This window comes from Chryseobacterium sp. (assembly GCF_041914225.1).
Taxonomy (GTDB): domain Bacteria; phylum Bacteroidota; class Bacteroidia; order Flavobacteriales; family Weeksellaceae; genus Chryseobacterium.
In genome coordinates this window covers 16,444-35,593 of sequence record NZ_JAYSDT010000039.1, presented here as the reverse complement: position 1 = coordinate 35,593, position 19,150 = coordinate 16,444, and the positions used below count along the sequence as shown (strand labels likewise).

The window sequence follows — 19,150 nt, the reverse complement described above, 5'->3', positions numbered from 1 at the left end:
ATTAACCAAAAATTTCCTTATGCTGTGGAAATACAAATGTAAGAAAAAGTTTTATAACAGCTTCTTATATTTGTATTTTTTTTATGGGTAAGTGTAAGGAAATGTATGAGTTAAGTGAAGTTACAAAATGGCAAAACTGTGAAATAGCAAAATTACTTATTAGTCAGTCTGATGATCTGTTTCAGGATTTTTTCTATTCGTCTTTTTGCGATTTAGCCTTTTAGCCTAAATAAACGAAATATATATTGGTCCGGATATTTTATCATCAGTATAAACTACCAGTTCTTTACCTTTTGCTCTTAATTTATTCCAATAATAATTTCCTGCAAATCTGCTTTCCAGAACTTCAGCTTCAAAACCTGCTTCGGTGATTTTTATTTCTTTCGGATAATAAGAAAATTTTGAAAGCTGAAAATCTTCGGCTTCAGTTTCGGTAAAGATATTCACTTCTCCGAAGAGTTTGGCAACATAAGAGTTATAAGGATGTCTGTAGGTTTCTTCAGGACTGTCATTCTGAATCAGTCTTCCGTCCTGCAGAATAACAATCTGATCCAGCCATGGCATAATATCCTGGAGCTCATGGGTGGAAATAATTAAGGAAACCCCGTGCTGCTTTACATATCTGAAAAGTCTTTCCCGGATTTCAATTTTTCTTGGGAAATCAAGATTACTGAACGGTTCGTCTAAGATCAGAAGCTTGGGAAGTACGGATAATGCTCTGGCAATAGCTACTCTCTGCTGTTGTCCGCCACTTAAATATTTTGGGAGTACGTTGGCAAATTCCTGAAGTCCTACCACCTCAAGGAGTTCCGTTACGGTTTCTTTTTTTTGTTTTAAATTGATATTTGAAATAAATTTTCCTACGTTTTCGGCAACAGTAGCATAAGGCATAAGATCAAAATTCTGTGCTACGAATTTCATTTCGGGTTCTCCGGGAACAAGATTTCCCTTTGGCCCTGAAAGCTTTGTTCCGTTAAAAATAATTTCTCCGCTCTCCCAATCAAGAAGGCCATAGATCAGGCTGAGAAGGGTAGATTTTCCACATCCGCTTTCACCGGCAAGAGCTATAATTCTGTTTTCCTCAAACCTTAGATTAAGGTTCTGAAACAGGGGATTTTCTTTATTGTGAGAGAAAAATAAATTGTTTATTTCTAATAGCATATTACAAATGTAAGGTTTTTATGAAAACATATTTTTTTTTATTATATTAGCGGAACTAATAAAAATAAATCAAAAATGAGAAAAAAACTGTTTTCGTTAGCTATTCCTGCATTATTTATTGCTGCTGTAATGGTTTCTTGTAAAAAAGATAAACCGCTTACCAGTGAAAGTAATGAGGTGACGACTACTAAAGAAGGTAGCCAGTTCACTTTGGATACGCTAAACAGTAAAGTTGAATGGAAGGGATACAAAGTATTTAAATCTGAAAATACGAGTCATTTCGGAACGATCAGGTTTGAAAGCGGAGATGTGACAGTGAAAGACGGAAAACTGGAAAGCGGAAAATTCGTTGCTGATATGAACTCTTTAACTTCTGTGGATCTTAAAGACAGTCCGGAAGATTTAGGAAAATTAAACGGCCACCTGAAGAGCGGAGATTTCTTTGAAGTGGAAAAATTTCCTACAGCTTCTTATGAGATTACAAAAGTAACTCCGGCTACAGAAGGTGATTATAATACTCTTTTGGACGGTAATTTAACGATTAAGGGAATTACAAAACCTGTTCAGTTTAAAGCTAATGTTTCTGTGAAGAATGGAGAAGTGAGCGTAGCTACTGAGCCGAAAGATATCAAAAGAGAAGAGTTTGGAGTGAAATTCCAGGCTCCTGCTGAAAACGGTGTCATCAAGGATGAGGTAACTCTTCAGATCAGCGTTAAAGCTTTAGAAAAGAAATAATTTTTTTATTTAAGTGAAATAAGTGATTGAAGTCTGCCTCCCGAAAAAGAGGCAGATTTTTTTATGACGGACTTATTATTCAACTTAAAATCGTATTTTTGCAAAACATTTTGAAAGGGTAAAACAATGATAGAAAAGATAGAAGAACTACTGATCGAAGTAAACGGCTTCAATGCTACCTCTAAGGAAGAGATCGAAAACTTCCGAATCAAGTACAATGGTAAAAAAGGGGTTCTTAATGACTTTTACGAAACATTAAAAGAAGTTCCTAATGACCAGAAGAAAGAATTCGGGCAGAAGATCAATACTTTGAAGCAGGCAGTGGCTGTAAAACTGGAGGATTTGAAAAATGCTTCAGCATCTTCTGTTATAGTGGAAAAAGAAGATCTTACAAGACCTGCTTTTCCATTGGATCTGGGTTCCAGACATCCGATCAATCTGGTTAAAAACAGGATTATTGAAATCTTCAAATCTATCGGTTTTGCAGTAGCAGACGGTCCTGAAATTGAAGATGACTGGCATAACTTTACAGCGCTTAATCTTCCGGAATATCACCCGGCAAGAGATATGCAGGATACGTTCTTCATTGAGCAGAACCCGGATATTCTTTTGAGAACGCATACTTCTTCCGTACAGACCCGTTATATGGAAGAAAATCAGCCTCCGATCAGAATTTTATCTCCGGGAAGAGTATTCAGAAATGAAGCGATTTCTTCACGTTCTCACTGTATTTTCCACCAGATTGAGGGATTGTATATTGATGAGAATGTAAGCTTTGCAGACCTGAAGCAAACCATTCAGTTCTTTACCACTGAGCTTTTCGGAAAATCTAAAATCAGAATGAGACCGTCTTTCTTCCCGTTCACAGAGCCTAGTGCTGAAATTGATGTGTATTGGGGATTAAACTCTGAAACTGATTACAGAATCACGAAGGGAACGGGATGGCTGGAAATCATGGGGTGCGGAATGGTAGATCCTGCCGTACTGAAAAATGTAAATATCGATTCTGAGAAATATTCAGGATATGCATTCGGAATGGGAATTGAAAGAATTACGATGCTTCTTTACCAGATGAGTGATATCAGAATGTTCTTTGAAAATGATATCAGAACACTTGAACAATTCAAAACACTATAAAAAATCAAACCTCCGGAGCTCCGGAGGTTTTTTGTTTTTAATTACTGACCTAAGAAACAAAACGTAACTAAAAACTGATCTTATTGAAAAATTTACACGTGTCTGTTTCTTATGCCCATACTTCGGATGGTACCTCAGTATTGACATACTGCAGCTCTTTGACTGCCTCTATAATTAAGACAATTTAAAATTGAAATTTATTACAGCTGTTACCATTTTAATTTTTTAAATGGTAAATAAACAACAGCTTTCAATAGGTTATTACTTCATCAGTTCCTGAATCATCTTTTTTCCATTTTCACTATCAGGATTCAATTCCACGGATTTTTGATACATGATCAATGCCTTTTCTTTCTGATTATCCTTAAGAAGAGCCTCCCCATAGCTATCGAATGTATTATAGCTCTGTGGGAATAGCTCTGTATTGATACGAAAAGTCTCAAGGGCCTGAGGTATTTTTCCGGACCGGAGAAAATCATAGCCAAGTTTATTGAATTGCTGTTCAGATAAGAAGTAGTCTTTTGTATTTATTTTTAATTTATAAAGTTCATTTTTAGCTGGTGTGCTCCCTTTTTCTAATAAAATATGTCCATAAATCCGGGCTAAATCTTTTCCCGGAGGGGTTAGAGGCTGCCCTGCAAGAATCATCAGTGCATCTATACTAAGATCTTCTGCGCTCTGTTGGGTATTGTCCAGAATAATAGCTAATCTCTGTGTATCCACCTGATAAACAAAACTGGTCAGCAAACCTGTAAGACCGCCACCATGACCAACTATTCTACCTAAAATAGTATCTTTTTCAACCTGCCAGCCCATACCTCTGGGCAGAGTTCTTCCGTTGTTAAGTTGTATTGCTTCCTGTGATGTCTTCAAAACAGATGAGCTAAGGATTTTTCCTGTTGTTAATGCAGTATTAAACCGGAATAAATCCTCCGCGGTTGTAATGATTTCTCCAAAACCTTTAAAATTAAATCTTTTCCAGTAATTCTTATTTGTTTGTATAGTATCTGTATTTTCCTTTAACGGGGTGTACATATGACTTATATATAATTTAGCTACATTTTTCCGTTCTGCAGGCAGATGATTAAAAAAAGGTGTTGTAGGAATAAAAGTATTCTTCATTCCTGCAGGTATAAAAATATGCTGTTGCATATAATCTTCATATCGCTTACCGGTAACTTTTTCAATAAGCAAGGCTGCAAATACTGAATTTGCATTGTTGTATTCATGAGCTGAACCCGGGCTAAAAACTAAATTGATATTTTGCTCCGAATATTCTTTTAAAATGTCTTTATTACTAAATACAGCATTCGGGCGTTCTTTAATTGCTTTACCAAATACAATATCCCAGGAAGGCAATCCAGACGTATGTGAAAGAAGGTGAGCAAGGGTTATATCAGGATAAGGAAATTCATGCAGATAAAATTTCACAGGTTTGTCAGGTTCAAGAAGTTTTTTATCTACTAGCTGAAGCACAGCTGTTGCCGTTAGTAATTTGGTTATAGATCCTATCGGGAAACGTGTATGTATTGTATTGGGTACCTTGTTTTCAAAATCTGCAAAACCAAAAGCTTTTTGATATAGTATTTTATTTTTTTCAGCAACAAGAATAACACCATTAAAGTCTCCCTGTTCAGCCTTTGCAGAAAAATAAGAATCTAATTTTGTAATTTGTGATTGTAAAAATGAGAGGGGTCCTATTAAGCATGTTAATATAAAAAAGACTTTGGTGAAGGCATATCCCCAGTCTGATGCTTTGGTTACATTTTTACGGGTTGTCATATCTTAATATATGATGTTTAAATTACAGTTTTTTCAGTAAACTGCCAAATTTTAAGGTATAACTATTTGACTGTTATTTAATTACGTAAAATGTGAAAGCTTATAAAGAAAAAAGCTATCTTCTACATTGGATAATAAAAACAATATAGGAGATAGCTTTTAGTTTAAGTAAGGTGAATTCTATTATCGTTATTTGCTGAATTTTAAAGGATACTTCACATTTTTATAATCATCAATGCTGGCTTTCAGTGCTCCTACGGCAAGTTCCGCCTTCAACAGCATAGGAATGTGGTTAGCATCGTTGGAGACCCACATGGTAACTCCTTCTTTTTCCTTAAATACTCTTCCGCTTTTTACGGATGGGATAATTTTCAAACAATTGATGGTCCCGAACTTTGTCTTTAAGTTTTCTGTTCCAATTACTTTTAGCTGGAACGGAAACATTTCATCATCAATCCATACGTTCATATTGATCACAGTTCCTACTTTCAGTTCATCCGGGCTTTTACTTCTCAGATAGTAAAAGCATGAAAGCATGTCCTGTACCCCTTTCACTGATTTTAAAACTTTAGATCCATTGGCGGGTGTCTTTTTATCCGTTAAAATCAAAGTGTTATTATCGTGATTGAAAGCAGTCTCAAAATGTTGTCGGTAGCTTCCCTCACGTACGTTTCTTACATAAAAGCTAGGTAATCCTGTCTGGGTATTGATGAAGCTTTCATATAAATCTTCTACCTTGAAGAATGCTTTTACAGCACCGGTTGTCTGCCCTGTTCCTTTTACATAGAGGTGAGGAACCCCTTTGTAGTTGGTCTTTTTTGTAGTAAGATTCGCAGTTCCTGCATTCAGGAAACCGTAGTGAATTCTAAGAGTAATAGACTCGCCGTCTGCGATGTTATCAATTTGGGCCGAGCCTAAAAAGAATAGTAATACTGCAAAAAAGGTTAAAATTTTCTTCATAACAAGACATTTACAAAAACATTGCCAAATTTAAAATCTTAATTGATAGATATTTGACAAATCTCAGGTTTTTATTTAGAATCAATTAAATATGCTTCGCATTAAAATTAGTAAATTTGCAGTTACATGTATAATTAAATTATCTTAAAGATTATGATAACCACTGATATATTGATCATAGGTGCGGGACCTACAGGACTTTTTGCAGTTTTTGAAGCTGGTTTATTAAAAATGAAGTGCCATATTATTGATGCACTTCCACAGCCGGGAGGGCAATTGGCGGAACTTTATCCTAAGAAACCTATCTTCGATATCCCAGGTTATCCTTCAGTAAATGCCGGAGAATTGGTAGATAATTTGATGGAGCAGATCAAGCAGTTTCAGCCTGGATTTACTCTGGGAGAGACCGCTGTTTCTTATACAAAGATTGATGATGAGTGGTTTGAGGTGATTACCAATAAGGGTACTGTTCACAGATGTAAGGCTATTGCTATTGCAGGAGGACTGGGAACTTTTGAACCGAGAAAACCTACTTTCGAAAATATAGCTGATTATGAAGAAAAAGGTCTTGAATATTTCGTTAAAGAACCTGAACATTTCAGAAATAAAAAAGTAGTTATTGCCGGAGGAGGTGATTCTGCCCTTGACTGGAGTATTTTCCTTTCTAATGTAGCCAGCGAAGTAACTTTGATTCACAGAAGAAATGAGTTCAGGGGTGCTTTGGATTCTGTAGAGAAAGTTCAGGATCTCAAAAACCAGGGGAAAATCAAATTAATTACTCCTGCGGAAGTTACCGGTATTAAAGGTGACGGAAAAGTAGAGGCTATCACGGTAGAAGTGGAAGGCCAGGATGCTTACGATATCGAAACAGATTATTTTATTCCTTTATTCGGATTGACCCCTAAATTGGGAGAGATCGGAAACTGGGGATTAAATATTGAAAAAAATGCAATCGTTGTAAACAATGCTCTTGATTATCAGACCAACATTGATGGTATTTATGCTATCGGGGATATCAATACTTATCCCGGAAAGCTGAAGCTGATCCTTTGTGGTTTCCACGAGGCTACTTTAATGTGTCAGAGCGTTTATAACAGATTGAATCCGGGTAAAAAATTCGTTTTAAAATATACAACGGTAAGTGGAGTAGACGGATTTGACGGAAGCCGTAAAGAAGCTGAAAAGGCTGTTGTGAAAAAAATTGACTAATTTTGCAGAATTATGTCAGATATTAATATTAAAATCACCGACAGAGAAGGGGTAACCCACGATGTCGTAGCTCCTACGGATATGTCCATGAACCTGATGGAAATTATCGGTTCCTATGAATTGGCAGAAGAAGGTACTATTGGGGTATGCGGAGGAATGGCGATGTGTGCTTCGTGCCAGGTTTATGTAATCAATGATCCTGGTCTGGAACCGATGGGGGATGAAGAAGATGCTATGCTTGCCGAAGCTTTCCATGTGAAAGACAACAGCAGATTAGGATGCCAACTGCATATTGTGGATGAAATGGAAGGACTTGAAGTGGAGATTGCTCCTTATCCTTAGAAAATATTTTTTAATCTTAATAAGAAACCCGTCCGAGTTTTTCGGACGGGTTTTATTTTATTTTATTTTATTTTATTTCGGGTTGAAATTTCGGATGGCCCACCTGCCATAATGCAAAAGCATAAATATCTGCATATTCACGGAAAGTTATTTCCAGATCACTTGTAAAATGTCCATTTTCATAATTGACATATAATAAAACAGGTTTCCCGGAAGAGGTACTGTTCTGTAATGCAGCGGCAAATTTTGCAGGTTCCCATGGGGTAATTCTGGAATCATTCATTCCAGTACTCACAAGAACAGCTGGATATTTTACTCCTTTTTTTACCTTGCTTTGAGCATCCATTTCAATAAGATGTTTAATATCTTCAGAATTTTTTATACTTCCAACCTCAGGAATTTGATTGTCCCCGTTAGCTGAGTTTTGGGAACGCAGAACATTGGTCATTCCTACTTCGGCGATGGCAACTCCGTATAGATCCGGCCTTTCAGTAATAGCCCGCCCAATAAGGACTCCTCCCATGCTTGCTCCATTACCGATAAGCTTTGAGGGAGAAGTATATTTTTGATTCACAAGATATTCGGAACATGCGATGAAATCTTTCCAGGTATTCGGTTTTTTAGCTTTCATTCCGTCTCTGTGCCATTTATCCCCTTTTTCGCCTCCTCCTCTTACGTGGGCAACTGCCAGTACTACCCCTTGTTCAAGCAATACTGATAATCTATTGGAAAAACGAGGTGTATAAGATATTCCATAACCGCCATACCCTGTGATATAAGCTGGAGTACTGCCATCCATTTTGATGTTTTTAGGATAAATAATAGAAAGAGGGACTATAGCTCCGTCATGACTTTTTACTTCCACTTCTTTTACTTCGTACAGTGCATTGTAATCAGGATAGTTGCTGTCTCCGTTAAAATATTTGCTTTTTACAGCTTTACCACTTTCGGGGGTGTAATCATAAAAAGTGCCGGGAGTAAGTCAATTGCTGTTATAGCATTGCAGATTATCATTTTCACGGGCATTAAGAGCGATGGAATTATTGATCCCACCAGGTAGCGGAATTTTGTTTATGGCCAGTGTTTTACGATCTATCTGATATTTATCCTGGGTAATTCCATTGCTTAAGGAATAGAATAGATAATTTTTGGAGCTGTGGATAGAGGTGATGACAGAACTGCTTTCAGGAACAATAACTTTAGCATGATCGAAATCAGGATTCGATAAACTTGTCAGCCCTACTTTATAATTTGGGGCATTCTTATGAGTAAGGAAAAACAATTGATCTCCGCTGATGAATGTCTGTACAATCTCGTCCGATGGTTTGATGATCTGTTTCCATTTGATTTTTTTATCTTTAAGAGAAGATATCGGAGCATAAAAAACGGGGTTTTCGCTTTTTGTAGAGCCAATTCTTAAGATCATGGTTTGGTAATCATTTGTAAAAGAAACTTCAGGAAATTGTTCTGTTAAGATATTGAGTTCGGGATATTCTTCACGTGATCCCAATATAACGTCTTTATCCTGGCTGGTCCCAATTTGATGAAGCATTGCCTTCATTTCTTTCAGCAACATATTGCTGTTAGGATCTCCTGTGCTCATCTTGGTATAGGTGATATACTGTCCATCCGGAGTAAATTCAAAATTGAATTCGCTCCAGATGGGCGATAAGGTATCATTAAGGAATTTTTTAGTTTTTAGATCTAAAATTCTAAGTTCACAAATTTCACTCCCGGATTTGGAAAATAACAGGGCAATTTTGTTACCGCTGAAATCTACTGTGAAATCGGTAATCTGTGCATCCTTTTTATAGGTTTCAGGATCAAAAACCAGAGTTTCCTTTCCCGTAGAAACGTCTTTTGTATAGAGCTTGGAAAGCTTTTCATTTTTTTTGGTTTTAGCATAGAAATAAAGGTTTCCTCTTTGTTTTGCATAGCCGTAGGAATCTCCACCAAGTTCCTGGACCTGCTTCATTCTTTGATACAGGGCATCACGATTAGGAATGGTATTAATAAGATTATGGCTGAAATCTGACTGTGCCTTGAACCATGTTTGTACTTCGGGACTTTTCAGGTTTTCCAACCATTGGTAATTGTCTGTGATTTTGGTACCGAAGTAATCGTCTGTCACAGGATTTTCAGGAGTCTTAGGATAATTATACTGAGCAAAAATGACCTGGCTTAATAATATACAGTCTGTCAGAAGTCCATTTTTCATTGTTTTAATTCTTTTAGTCGTGAGAAAGTATTCTTACAAATGTACTAAACTTAAACCTCAGATATGAAAACATATTTTAAAAAAGAGCGAATGTTTCAATATATTCTGCCTATGATTATGCCTGATCTTTAGAAATCCATTTCCCAACCGTAGGCGCCTGATAATTTCTCATCTTTTCCAGCAGGCCATCAATGGTATTGCTTATCAGCAGCATATCCCTGTTTACCTGCTTTAAAAAGCCCTTGTCCACCATGGTTTGAACCAGATTGATCATATCATCGTAAAAGCCGTCAATATTCAGCACTCCGATGGGTTTTTTGTGAAGTCCCAGCTGCGCCCAGGTGATCATTTCGAAAAACTCTTCCAGTGTACCATACCCTCCCGGAAGAACGATAACACCGTCACAGAGTTCATTCATTTTGGTTTTTCTTTCGTGCATGGTTTCTACGATAATCAGTTCGGTCAGATTCTTATGAGCAATTTCTTTGGATTGCAGAAAGTGGGGAAGGACCCCGATGACCCTACCTTTTTCACTCAGAGCCCCATTAGCTACCGTTCCCATTAAGCCGGTTTCTGAACCGCCATAAACCAATTGTATATTTTGTTTTGCCAAGGTTTGCCCCAGCAGGAACGTCTGCTCTTCATATATTTTATCTGCGCCAAAACTTGAGCCGCAGAATACTGTGATGCTTTTCATTGTATAGGATTTTATGGTTGCGATGCTTCGACAGGCTCAGCATGACATGTCTAATACTAACTGCTTTTTTAGAGATAAATTTTTAGCAGCGTCATGCTGAGCCTGTCGAAGCATCTTTATAAATAAAGATTAAAACTAAAAATATCCAAAATCATAAGACCTTGGATATTCAATATAGTAATTTTAATGTTTTATTTCTGAGGAATGTTCGCTAAAATATCTTTCAGGAAACTCCAGAATTTCTGTGCTGAAGGAATATTGGCTCTTTCATCAGGAGAGTGTGCCCCTCTGATAGTAGGTCCAAAGCTTACCATTTCCATTTCAGGATAATTAGCACCGATGATTCCACATTCAAGGCCAGCATGGCAAGCTACTACATGAGGCTTCTCATTGAACTTTTCTGTGTAAAGTTTCTCCATCAGCTGTACAATTTCTGAACCTGGTTTTGGCTTCCATCCCGGGTATGAACCGCTGAACTCAACGTTCATTCCTGCCAGTTCTGCTACAGATTTTAATTGCTCTGCTACAGAATATTTTGAAGAATCTACAGAAGATCTCGTAAGGTTTAAGATCTTAAGTTCTCCACCTTTCAGTTCTACTCTTGCCACGTTGTTGGAAGCTTCCACAAGATCTTTCACGTCCGGGCTCATTCTGTATACTCCATTGTGAAGCGCTTTTAAAGTAAGGATCACTTTTCTGGAGTCTTCTTCAGAAATAGCTTTATCAGAAGATGTAGAGCTCTCAATATTAATTTGGATTCCAGGTTCTACCGTTGCGAATTCTTCTAGAATATCCTTTTTAAGAACCGTTACATTTTCGATAAACTCCTGAGCATTTCTCACCGAAATTACGGCAACACCTTCTCTTGGAATCGCATTTCTCAAGCCACCGCTGTCGATAGAAACCAGCTCAATGTTCTGGTTTTCCAATCCGATGTAAAGAAGCCTGCCAAGAATAATATTGGCATTTCCGAACCCTTTGTGGATGTCCATTCCGGAGTGTCCTCCCTGAAGACCTTTTACTTCAATTCTTACAATTTGACCCTTTGAAGCTTCTGCAGTGTAAGTTTGAGTGATTGTTACATCAACACCACCGGCACATCCTATATCAATTTCATCATCTTCTTCAGTGTCAAGATTCAATAGAATATCACCTGTTAACTGCCCTGGTTTTAATCCCAAAGCACCTGTCATTCCTGTCTCTTCATCAATGGTGAAAAGCGCTTCCAATGCAGGGTGAGGAATATCTGAACTTTCAAGGATAGACATAATAGTTGCTACTCCCAAGCCGTTATCAGCTCCTAAAGTAGTTCCTTTTGCCTTTACCCAGTCACCGTCAATTTCCATTTTGATTCCTTCTGTTTCAAAATCGAAATTAACATCATTGTTTTTCTGGCAAACCATATCAAGGTGAGACTGAAGCACGACAGATTTACGGTTTTCCATTCCTGCCGTGGCAGGTTTTTTAATAATAACGTTTCCTACTTCATCTACTGTAGTTCCCAGTCCTAAATTCTCACCAAATCCTTTGATGAAAGCAATTACTTTTTCTTCTTTTTTTGAAGGTCTTGGAACAGCATTTAATCTGGAGAAGTTTTTCCAGATGATCTGCGGTTCTATATTAGATAATTCCATTGAAATTTATTTTTCTCAAATTTACAAAATAAAAAATGCTTCTGTGGGATACAGAAGCACTTTTGTATGCATTTGGAGACGAAATAGCAAAACAGCAAATGTACTGATCCTTTTTTTCGCTTTTACCTTTTTTGCGATTGGGCTTTTTCGCTTTTATTAACATCCACATTCTCCATAAATAGGAGTCGTGAAAGTAGTGCCGTCTGGTTTCTCAATAGTCAGGGTACCTTCAAACAGCAGTGCTTCTTCGCCTTTTATTTTTTTACCTTTTACAGAAATCTTATAATCATCATTTTCTATTTCTTTGGTAAGCAATTCATCTACTTCCATATCGCTTGATGAGATAAGATTCATAGCCAGTCTTTTACCGTCCAGCATCATATAAGCGGTCTTTCCGGCGTCATCTGCGTAGATGTATCTTTCATTTTCAAAATCAGTTTTGCTTACCGCAAAATAGCAGGAACATTCTTTGATTTCTTTTGGAAACGGAATTGTCCCTACCAGAATATTTCCGGAAGAAGGACCCGTGGAAGCAGAATCTTTAGCAACATGTAAAGAATCAGCAGGAGCAGAACCTGAAACAGTTTCTTTTTCCTTTTTACAGGCTACCAGCAGAAATGCAGAAAATAAAATGATTAAATATTTCATGTGTTTGTGGTTTTATAATTGGTTTATCCTCTTGCTCTTTCAAGAAGTGTCATCATCAGTAAAGAAAGGATTACCAGGCTTTCTTCCTCATCATCAATGTCAATCAGTCTGTCCAGCTGAAATCTTCTTCCGAAGAATGACGGCATTTTTTTCAGCTTGAAATAAGCCTTACCATCAATACCGGTTACTGTATAAGATGGATTAAGGAAATACCCGGTGAACATTCCGATAATAGGAATTTCTCCTACAAAGCTGTCCCAGAATCTTACCCATGCGCTGTCTTCCTGAATTTTAAACTTAGGCTGATCATGTGCATCAAGGATATCATAACTTGCTTTCCATAGAGAACGCATCCCTTTTCTTGCCAGTCTGCCGTAGTTTTTGTTATCAATAAGATCATTCAGAGAGTATGAAGCATTAAAATCAATCCATTGATTCGCTTTGATCCTGAAAAGCTCTTTAGACTTGCTCTCATCATTAAAAACGATAACATCTTCTTTTAGCTTGAACATTTTCTGACGAACATATGCCACATAATTTCCGTTTTTGTCAGTAATGTTGAAGTCGCTTGCTAAAGTAGTGATTTTGAATTTGAAATCCAGTGGATAATTAAGATTGTTAAGTACCATGTCAGTTTATTTTTTTCATATTTAATTTAAGCCGCAAATATAAAGGTTTTTTTAGAGTTCTCAGATAGGAGGGAAATATAAAATATCATAATGGGACATTGTATTGGAAATGTTTTTTGTTAAAAAAACGCTATGCTCGCAAGGTTGATATTTATTTTTATTTATTTCGATCGCAAAGGCACTTCGTTCAGCCAGGATATCAGATTTGTCTATTGCTGAGTGAAACGCCCCGCGATTGTTTTTAAGAATTAAAAAAAATTCTTAGCGAACACTGCGTTAAAATTTATTTATGTTGTATGAAAATTCACAAGCGAAGCGGATTTACGATTCATGATCTTCTATCAATTATCAACTTTAATCCTTATTTTTGTACTTATGGATTACCCTAGTAAAGTATTGGCAAAGGCGGTGGATGAGATTTCCGGATTGCCTGGAATTGGTAGAAAAACGGCTTTAAGATTAGCATTACATCTATTGAAACAGCCCAGTTCCAGAGCCGTAAGTCTTGGAAACTCCCTGATCAATCTTGTTAACGAAATCAAATACTGCAAAGAATGTCATAATTTTTCAGATTTTGACGTTTGTGAAATATGCAGCAATGAAAAGAGAAATGGCGAACTGATCTGTATCGTTGAAGATGTACGTGATGTAATTGCTATTGAAAATACAGGGAAGTACACGGGAAAATATCTGATCCTTGGCGGAAAGATTTCTCCAATGGAAGGAGTTGGGCCAGGCCAGTTGAACATCCCAAGCATTGAAAAAAAGCTGAATGAAGGAAAGGTAAAGGAATTTATTTTTGCATTGAGTGCTACGATGGAAGGAGATACGACAGCTTATTATATTTATAAGAAATTTAAAAACTTCAATGTCAATTTTTCTAGCATTGCAAGAGGAATTTCAGTAGGAGACGAACTGGAATATGCCGATGAAATTTCTTTAGGAAGATCTATTATCAACAGATTGCCATACAACGAGAAAGATTAATATGAAGCTGTCTGTTATTATTGTTAATTACAATGTGACCCAACTGCTCAGAAGCTGCCTCCTGTCACTTCAGAAATACATCCGGGAAATAGAATATGAAGTCGTTGTCATCGATAATGCATCTACGGATACTTCCTGGCAAGAGCTTATTACTGAGTTTCCAGACATACATTTTATTTCTTCTGAAACAAATGGCGGTTTTTCCAAAGCTAATAATCAGGCAATACAGGCAGCAAAAGGAGAATATATTTTACTTTTAAATCCTGATACCGAGTTCGAAGGGTTTTATATGAAGGAATTGCTGGATTTTGCAGATGCACAGCCTTCCTTCGGATGCCTGGGAGTGAGGATGCATGATGTTGAAGGAAATTTTCTGCCTGAAAGTAAGCGGTCGGTTCCGGATATGTTCAATTCGTTCGAAAAACTGTTTACCAATTTTAAAAAGAACAATTCAAAATCCTATTACAGAAACGATATAGAGGAAAATGAGGTTGCTGAAGTTGATGTGGTCACAGGAGCCTTTTTATTGGCTAAAAAAGCAGTATACGAAAAAATAGGCGGATTGGATGAAGCTTATTTTATGTATGGAGAAGATATTGATCTTTGTTATACCTTTTTAAGAAACGGATATAAAAACTTCTATTACGGAAAAGTTTCAATTCTGCATTATAAAGGTGAAAGTACGATTAAAAATGAAGTATATCTCAGCAGATTCTACGGAGCGATGCAGATCTTTATTGATAAGTATTACAAGGAATCGAAACCTGTACAATATTCATTTTTGAAAGCAGGGTTGAAGCTCCGGCATCAGATTGAAAAGATCAGGTTAAAATAAAAAAGCAACTCAGTCTGAGTTGCTTTTGTTTTTATGTAAGATAATATTCTTCTTATTTTACCGGTGCAGGAGTCTGTGCCGGAGTTGTTGTAGAAGAAGCAGGAGCTGACTGTTTTGCAGGAGCTTCTTTCTTCGCTGGCTGTTGCTGTGCAGGAAGTGCCTGAGACGGCTTACCTGTAATAACAACGCTTAATAGGATAAGAACGATGATAGTTCCGCCCAAAGTCCATGTTGCTTTTTCCATGAAATCATTGGTTCTCTGTACCCCGAACTGCGCAGATGATGCACCTCCGAATGTACTGGAAAGGCCTCCTCCTTTTGGATTTTGCGCCATAACGATAATTACCAATAAAACACTGGCAATCATAACAAGAACCATCAATAGTGTAAATATAGTATCCATTAATTCTGATATCTTTTTGAATGGGCAAATTTAATCTTTTTTTACTGAATGGCAAAAAAAGATGCCGCCAAATGTTGATAAAAATAAAAACGGCAACAATTGTTACCGTTTTTTTTATAAAAATAAAGTGTTTTTATTTGAAATCAGCATCGGTTGTCTTATTGATTTCATAAGACTTTACCGTCATGGTCATATCCATTCCCATCTGGCTTACAGAGATGGTGTATGGCATTTTTACCCCTTCTACATCTTTGTAATTAGAGAATGTTGTTGGGATGGTCATTTCCTGACCCTTAGCTTTTACTTTTTTAGTTTCTCCGGTTTTTAATCCTGTTGCAACACTGTAGTAATACGTTGTATCTCCACCTTTGATTGCATAAGAATCTTCGCCTACTATTTTCTCAATTCCGCCTAATTTATAATCAGCAGATTTTGTGAAGCCTAATTCTTCGAAAAGCTCAGGATTCTTTTGTTTTTCAGCAATTTCTTCCGGTGTGATGGCTACTTTTTGCCCCATTTGCTCAGAATAGCCTGTTTTTCCGTCAAATACCTGCTTCTGAACAACCTGCCCCATTGCTGTTACAGTGGTCAGTTCCTTTCCGCCTTGTGCCTTAATGATTTTAAAATCGATGTTTTGTCCCTGCATAGACATTGAAGCATTTGTGGTGTAAGACGTAATTTTTGCCAGATTAGCTTTTCCCCCGATGGCATTGATGTATTTATCAACAACAGATGCAACAGTTACGCTGGCATCCACTTTCTGTACCGTTGGTTTTGCTACAGGATTGGCATCTTTATCGAAATATTTTACAGGATACCCCAGCTTTTCCAGTCCTTCAGAAATATCAGAAGCTTTACCTGCAATGAAAATTCTGCTCTGGTTGGGTAAAATGGTAGCTTTTACAGCATTGGTAACGTCTGCAGCAGTTACTTTATCAATAGATTTTAAGTAATTGGTGTAAAAATCAGCAGGCAGATCCTGAACCTTTTGATTTAAAGCAAATCTTGCGATCGTTGCAGGCTGCTCTAAAGACATAATGAAAGCTCCTTTCAGTTTTGCTTTTGCATTGGCCAGTTCTTCCGGTTTTACTGTAGAAATAGCATTAAGTTCATTCATGAATTCCTTAACTGCTTTATCTGTAACCTCATTTCTTACACTTGCACTTGCAGAAAATTGTGGAGAATATTTACTTGCAACCATGCTTGAATAAGCACCATAAGTGAATCCGTTTTTCTCACGAAGATTCATGAAAAGTCTGGCTTCACCACCACCTCCCAGAATGTAGTTGGCAATTGTTGCAGGGAAGTAGTTGGCATCCTTCATCTTCAGGGTATTCAGGTTGTTTAAGGAAACAACAGACTGCACTGCGGAAGGAACATCCACGATGTTAATTTCTGTTTTCGCAACATTAGAAGCCGGTTCTAATGGAGCAACTGGTGTATTTGCTTTTTTCCAGCCACTGAAAGCCTTCTCGATCAGAGGTTTTACCTGATCAAATTTTACGTCTCCTACGATTATCAGATAAGCATTATCAGGAGCATAGTATTTTTTGTATATATTTTGTACATCAGCAAGCTGGATTTTGTTGATAGATTCCACCGTTTCAAACTCACCTCTTGAAGTATTTTTTCCATACATCAAAGCATTGGAAACTCTTGAAGCAATGGAAGATGCATTTTTTTCGTCGGATTTTAATCCTTCGATAGCTCTTTCCTTAGAACTTTGAATTTCTTCAGCAGAGAATTTTGGATTGATGATAGCATCAGCCATTAAGTTTAATACTTCGGGGAAGTATTTTGAAAGGGAATTGGCAGAAGCGCCTCCTGAAGAAAAGTTAAGATTGGCCCCCAGATAATCCACTTTTTTGTTGAAATCATCTTTGCTGATGTTGGTTGTACCGTTTTCGAACTGTTCAGCCATAATTTCGCTTACCCCGGTTACGGCTCCTTCATTATATGGAGGTCTGTCCATAGTAAGGCTTGCGTTTACTCTTGGCAGTTTGTTGTTCTCAACCACCATTACTGTAAGGCCGTTGCTTAGCTGAAATGTTTTTGGCTTGGCAATGTTGATCGCAGGAGTAGGTCCTGGTTTTGGCATTGCATTAAGATCTATTTTTTGTGCTGAAACCATTCCTGTAAAGAAAAATGCCGCAGCTATATATGTTAATTGCTTTTTCATTTGTAAAAATTTAATTTTTAATAATCATAGGTTAGCCTGAAAAAATGGAATGATTACTTTTTCTCAGGTACGTAGTTGATGATTATTCTTTGGTTGGAATTAAGATACTTTTTAGCCGCATTCTGAAGATCCTGTCTTGTGATGGATCTGTAAATGTCAATTTCTTTGTTGATCAGATTCGTGTCACCCATCAATACATGGTTGGTTGCCAATGAAGCAGCAATTCCCTGAATGCTCGAGTTAGCATTTACAAACTGGTTTTCGTACTGGTTTTGAAGCTTTTGATAATCTTCTTCTGAAATTAAAGTAGTCTGAAGCTCTTTGATTTCAGCATCAATATCTGCCTGTAGAACCTGTTTGGTAGTCTGTCCCATCGGAATAGCGAAGAATGCGAAGATACTGTAATCCTCAAGACCCTGGTTGAAAGCAGCCACCTGAAGTGCTTTTTTATCCTGGTCAACTAATTTTTTATATAAAACGGAAGATTTACCATTACTTAAATAAGAAGAAAGCATATCTAAAACATAAGCATCTTTCTCTTTGTTAGCCGGAGTTCTGTACGCGAAAACATAAGCTGGAAGCTGGATATTCGGGTCAGTAGCAGTAACTTCTTTTTCCTGAGTGATAGGAGTTTCTTTCGGGAAATCTTTAGGATATACTGTTCCTTTTGGAATTCCTCCGTAATATGTTTCGATCCATTTTTTTGTCTGCTCAGGTTTGATGTCTCCTGCAACAACCAAAGTAGCATTGTTCGGAACGTAATACTTTTTGTAGAATGCCTGAAATTCTTCTAATTTTGCAGAATTCAGATCTTCCATAGAACCGATTGTCGGCCAGTTGTACGGATGATTGGTAAATAAATTTTTCTGAATAGTTGTGAAAAGATTTCCATAAGGCTGGTTATCCATTCTTAATCTTTTCTCTTCTTTTACCACCTCTCTCTGTGTATCCACACCAATCTGGTTGATGACAGCATGACGCATTCTTTCAGCTTCCATCCAAAGTCCAAGCTGTTCGTTATTGGAAGGGAATGTTTCATAATAATAAGTTCTGTCATTGGTGGTGTTGGCATTGTTCTGCCCTCCGTTTGAAGAAACGATTTTGAACCAGTCTCCTCTTTTGATATTAGGAGTTCCTTCGAATAAAAGGTGTTCGAAGAAGTGAGCAAAACCTGTTCTGCCTTTTACTTCATCTTTTGCACCTACATGGTACATTACCCCTGTTGTCACCACCGGTGCGGAGTTATCCTGATGAAGAATTACATGAAGACCATTGGGAAGGTCATACTCTTCGAATTTAATTTGCTGTGCATTCAGCATTAGCCCGAAGAAAGCTACGGCAGCAGCAGAAAGAAGTCGCTTTTTCATAAAATTTAGAAATTGTTTACCAATTAGTATGAAAAGTGAATTAAATGTTACAAAGTTTATAGAAAAATATGATCACTTGGGGAAATTTCCAGAAATTAAAAATGAAAATATAGGAGATAGATATTGATAAATTATCAATTCATATTTTAACGCAAGGTTCGCTAAGAAATTTTATAATTTTTAAGCACGATCGCAAAGGCGTTTCACTCAGCCATAGTTAAAATTTG

18 protein-coding genes are annotated in these 19,150 nt (G+C 37.1%); 6 read left to right on the top strand and 12 right to left on the bottom strand.

Annotated elements, in window-relative coordinates:
- Positions 1-225: 225 nt before the first annotated feature.
- The gene (locus ACE3RB_RS15500) at positions 226-1,161 is read right to left on the bottom strand and encodes a sulfate/molybdate ABC transporter ATP-binding protein (RefSeq protein ID WP_374465028.1); all 936 of its coding nucleotides are present in this window, start codon (positions 1,159-1,161) and stop codon (positions 226-228) included.
- A gap of 75 nt (positions 1,162-1,236) precedes the next feature.
- On the opposite strand from ACE3RB_RS15500, the gene ACE3RB_RS15495 reads away from it, so the two are divergent.
- Together ACE3RB_RS15495 and pheS are read left to right on the top strand one after the other, a co-directional pair.
- Positions 1,237-1,896, top strand: coding sequence for a YceI family protein (locus ACE3RB_RS15495; RefSeq protein WP_131438075.1), 660 nt, complete (start codon positions 1,237-1,239; stop codon positions 1,894-1,896).
- A 126-nt stretch (positions 1,897-2,022) separates the two neighbouring features.
- On the top strand, positions 2,023-3,033 hold the full coding sequence (gene pheS / locus ACE3RB_RS15490; protein ID WP_374465027.1) for a phenylalanine--tRNA ligase subunit alpha: 1,011 nt from the start codon (positions 2,023-2,025) through the stop codon (positions 3,031-3,033).
- Between the two features lie 261 nt (positions 3,034-3,294).
- Here pheS and ACE3RB_RS15485 read toward each other — a convergent pair whose 3' ends face one another.
- Together ACE3RB_RS15485 and ACE3RB_RS15480 are read right to left on the bottom strand one after the other, a co-directional pair.
- The gene (locus tag ACE3RB_RS15485) at positions 3,295-4,815 is read right to left on the bottom strand and encodes a serine hydrolase (RefSeq protein WP_374465026.1); all 1,521 of its coding nucleotides are present in this window, start codon (positions 4,813-4,815) and stop codon (positions 3,295-3,297) included.
- 189 nt (positions 4,816-5,004) lie between these two features.
- Positions 5,005-5,775, bottom strand: a complete 771-nt coding sequence (locus tag ACE3RB_RS15480; protein ID WP_332386146.1) for a DUF3108 domain-containing protein — start codon at positions 5,773-5,775, stop codon at positions 5,005-5,007.
- A gap of 153 nt (positions 5,776-5,928) precedes the next feature.
- On the opposite strand from ACE3RB_RS15480, the gene ACE3RB_RS15475 reads away from it, so the two are divergent.
- Both ACE3RB_RS15475 and ACE3RB_RS15470 read left to right on the top strand, forming a co-directional pair.
- Positions 5,929-6,984, top strand: coding sequence for an NAD(P)/FAD-dependent oxidoreductase (locus ACE3RB_RS15475; protein ID WP_110010878.1), 1,056 nt, complete (start codon positions 5,929-5,931; stop codon positions 6,982-6,984).
- Positions 6,985-6,996: 12 nt separating this feature from the next.
- On the top strand, positions 6,997-7,326 hold the full coding sequence (locus ACE3RB_RS15470; RefSeq protein WP_374465025.1) for a ferredoxin: 330 nt from the start codon (positions 6,997-6,999) through the stop codon (positions 7,324-7,326).
- A gap of 67 nt (positions 7,327-7,393) precedes the next feature.
- Here ACE3RB_RS15470 and ACE3RB_RS15465 read toward each other — a convergent pair whose 3' ends face one another.
- The 6 genes from ACE3RB_RS15465 to ACE3RB_RS15440 all read right to left on the bottom strand — a co-directional run bounded on the left by ACE3RB_RS15465 (position 7,394) and on the right by ACE3RB_RS15440 (position 13,152).
- Positions 7,394-8,191 (bottom strand): prolyl oligopeptidase family serine peptidase, encoded by a 798-nt coding sequence (locus ACE3RB_RS15465; RefSeq protein ID WP_374465024.1) that lies wholly within the window; start codon positions 8,189-8,191, stop codon positions 7,394-7,396.
- A 117-nt stretch (positions 8,192-8,308) separates the two neighbouring features.
- Positions 8,309-9,544 carry a hypothetical protein gene (locus tag ACE3RB_RS15460; RefSeq protein ID WP_374465023.1) on the bottom strand — a complete coding sequence of 412 codons (1,236 nt, stop codon included), beginning with the start codon at positions 9,542-9,544 and terminating at the stop codon, positions 8,309-8,311.
- Positions 9,545-9,659: 115 nt separating this feature from the next.
- On the bottom strand, positions 9,660-10,241 hold the full coding sequence (locus ACE3RB_RS15455) for a TIGR00730 family Rossman fold protein (protein ID WP_374465022.1): 582 nt from the start codon (positions 10,239-10,241) through the stop codon (positions 9,660-9,662).
- A gap of 191 nt (positions 10,242-10,432) precedes the next feature.
- On the bottom strand, positions 10,433-11,875 hold the full coding sequence (locus ACE3RB_RS15450; protein WP_374465021.1) for an aminoacyl-histidine dipeptidase: 1,443 nt from the start codon (positions 11,873-11,875) through the stop codon (positions 10,433-10,435).
- Between the two features lie 156 nt (positions 11,876-12,031).
- Positions 12,032-12,523, bottom strand: a complete 492-nt coding sequence (locus ACE3RB_RS15445) for a hypothetical protein (protein ID WP_374465020.1) — start codon at positions 12,521-12,523, stop codon at positions 12,032-12,034.
- Between the two features lie 23 nt (positions 12,524-12,546).
- The gene (locus tag ACE3RB_RS15440; protein ID WP_374465019.1) at positions 12,547-13,152 is read right to left on the bottom strand and encodes a hypothetical protein; all 606 of its coding nucleotides are present in this window, start codon (positions 13,150-13,152) and stop codon (positions 12,547-12,549) included.
- A 375-nt stretch (positions 13,153-13,527) separates the two neighbouring features.
- On the opposite strand from ACE3RB_RS15440, the gene recR reads away from it, so the two are divergent.
- Together recR and ACE3RB_RS15430 are read left to right on the top strand one after the other, a co-directional pair.
- On the top strand, positions 13,528-14,139 hold the full coding sequence (recR, locus tag ACE3RB_RS15435) for a recombination mediator RecR (RefSeq protein WP_002984364.1): 612 nt from the start codon (positions 13,528-13,530) through the stop codon (positions 14,137-14,139).
- Positions 14,135-14,974 (top strand): glycosyltransferase family 2 protein, encoded by an 840-nt coding sequence (locus tag ACE3RB_RS15430; RefSeq protein ID WP_374465029.1) that lies wholly within the window; start codon positions 14,135-14,137, stop codon positions 14,972-14,974. Before recR ends, ACE3RB_RS15430 begins: the two co-directional genes overlap by 5 nt.
- A 52-nt stretch (positions 14,975-15,026) precedes the next feature.
- Here the strand turns inward: ACE3RB_RS15430 and secG are convergent, their stop codons facing one another.
- From secG to ACE3RB_RS15415, 3 genes are all read right to left on the bottom strand, one after another.
- Positions 15,027-15,377 (bottom strand): preprotein translocase subunit SecG, encoded by a 351-nt coding sequence (gene secG / locus ACE3RB_RS15425; protein WP_332386139.1) that lies wholly within the window; start codon positions 15,375-15,377, stop codon positions 15,027-15,029.
- A gap of 133 nt (positions 15,378-15,510) precedes the next feature.
- The gene (locus ACE3RB_RS15420; RefSeq protein ID WP_374465018.1) at positions 15,511-17,556 is read right to left on the bottom strand and encodes a M16 family metallopeptidase; all 2,046 of its coding nucleotides are present in this window, start codon (positions 17,554-17,556) and stop codon (positions 15,511-15,513) included.
- Positions 17,557-17,609: 53 nt separating this feature from the next.
- On the bottom strand, positions 17,610-18,923 hold the full coding sequence (locus ACE3RB_RS15415) for a M16 family metallopeptidase (protein WP_374465017.1): 1,314 nt from the start codon (positions 18,921-18,923) through the stop codon (positions 17,610-17,612).
- Positions 18,924-19,150 lie beyond the last annotated feature (227 nt).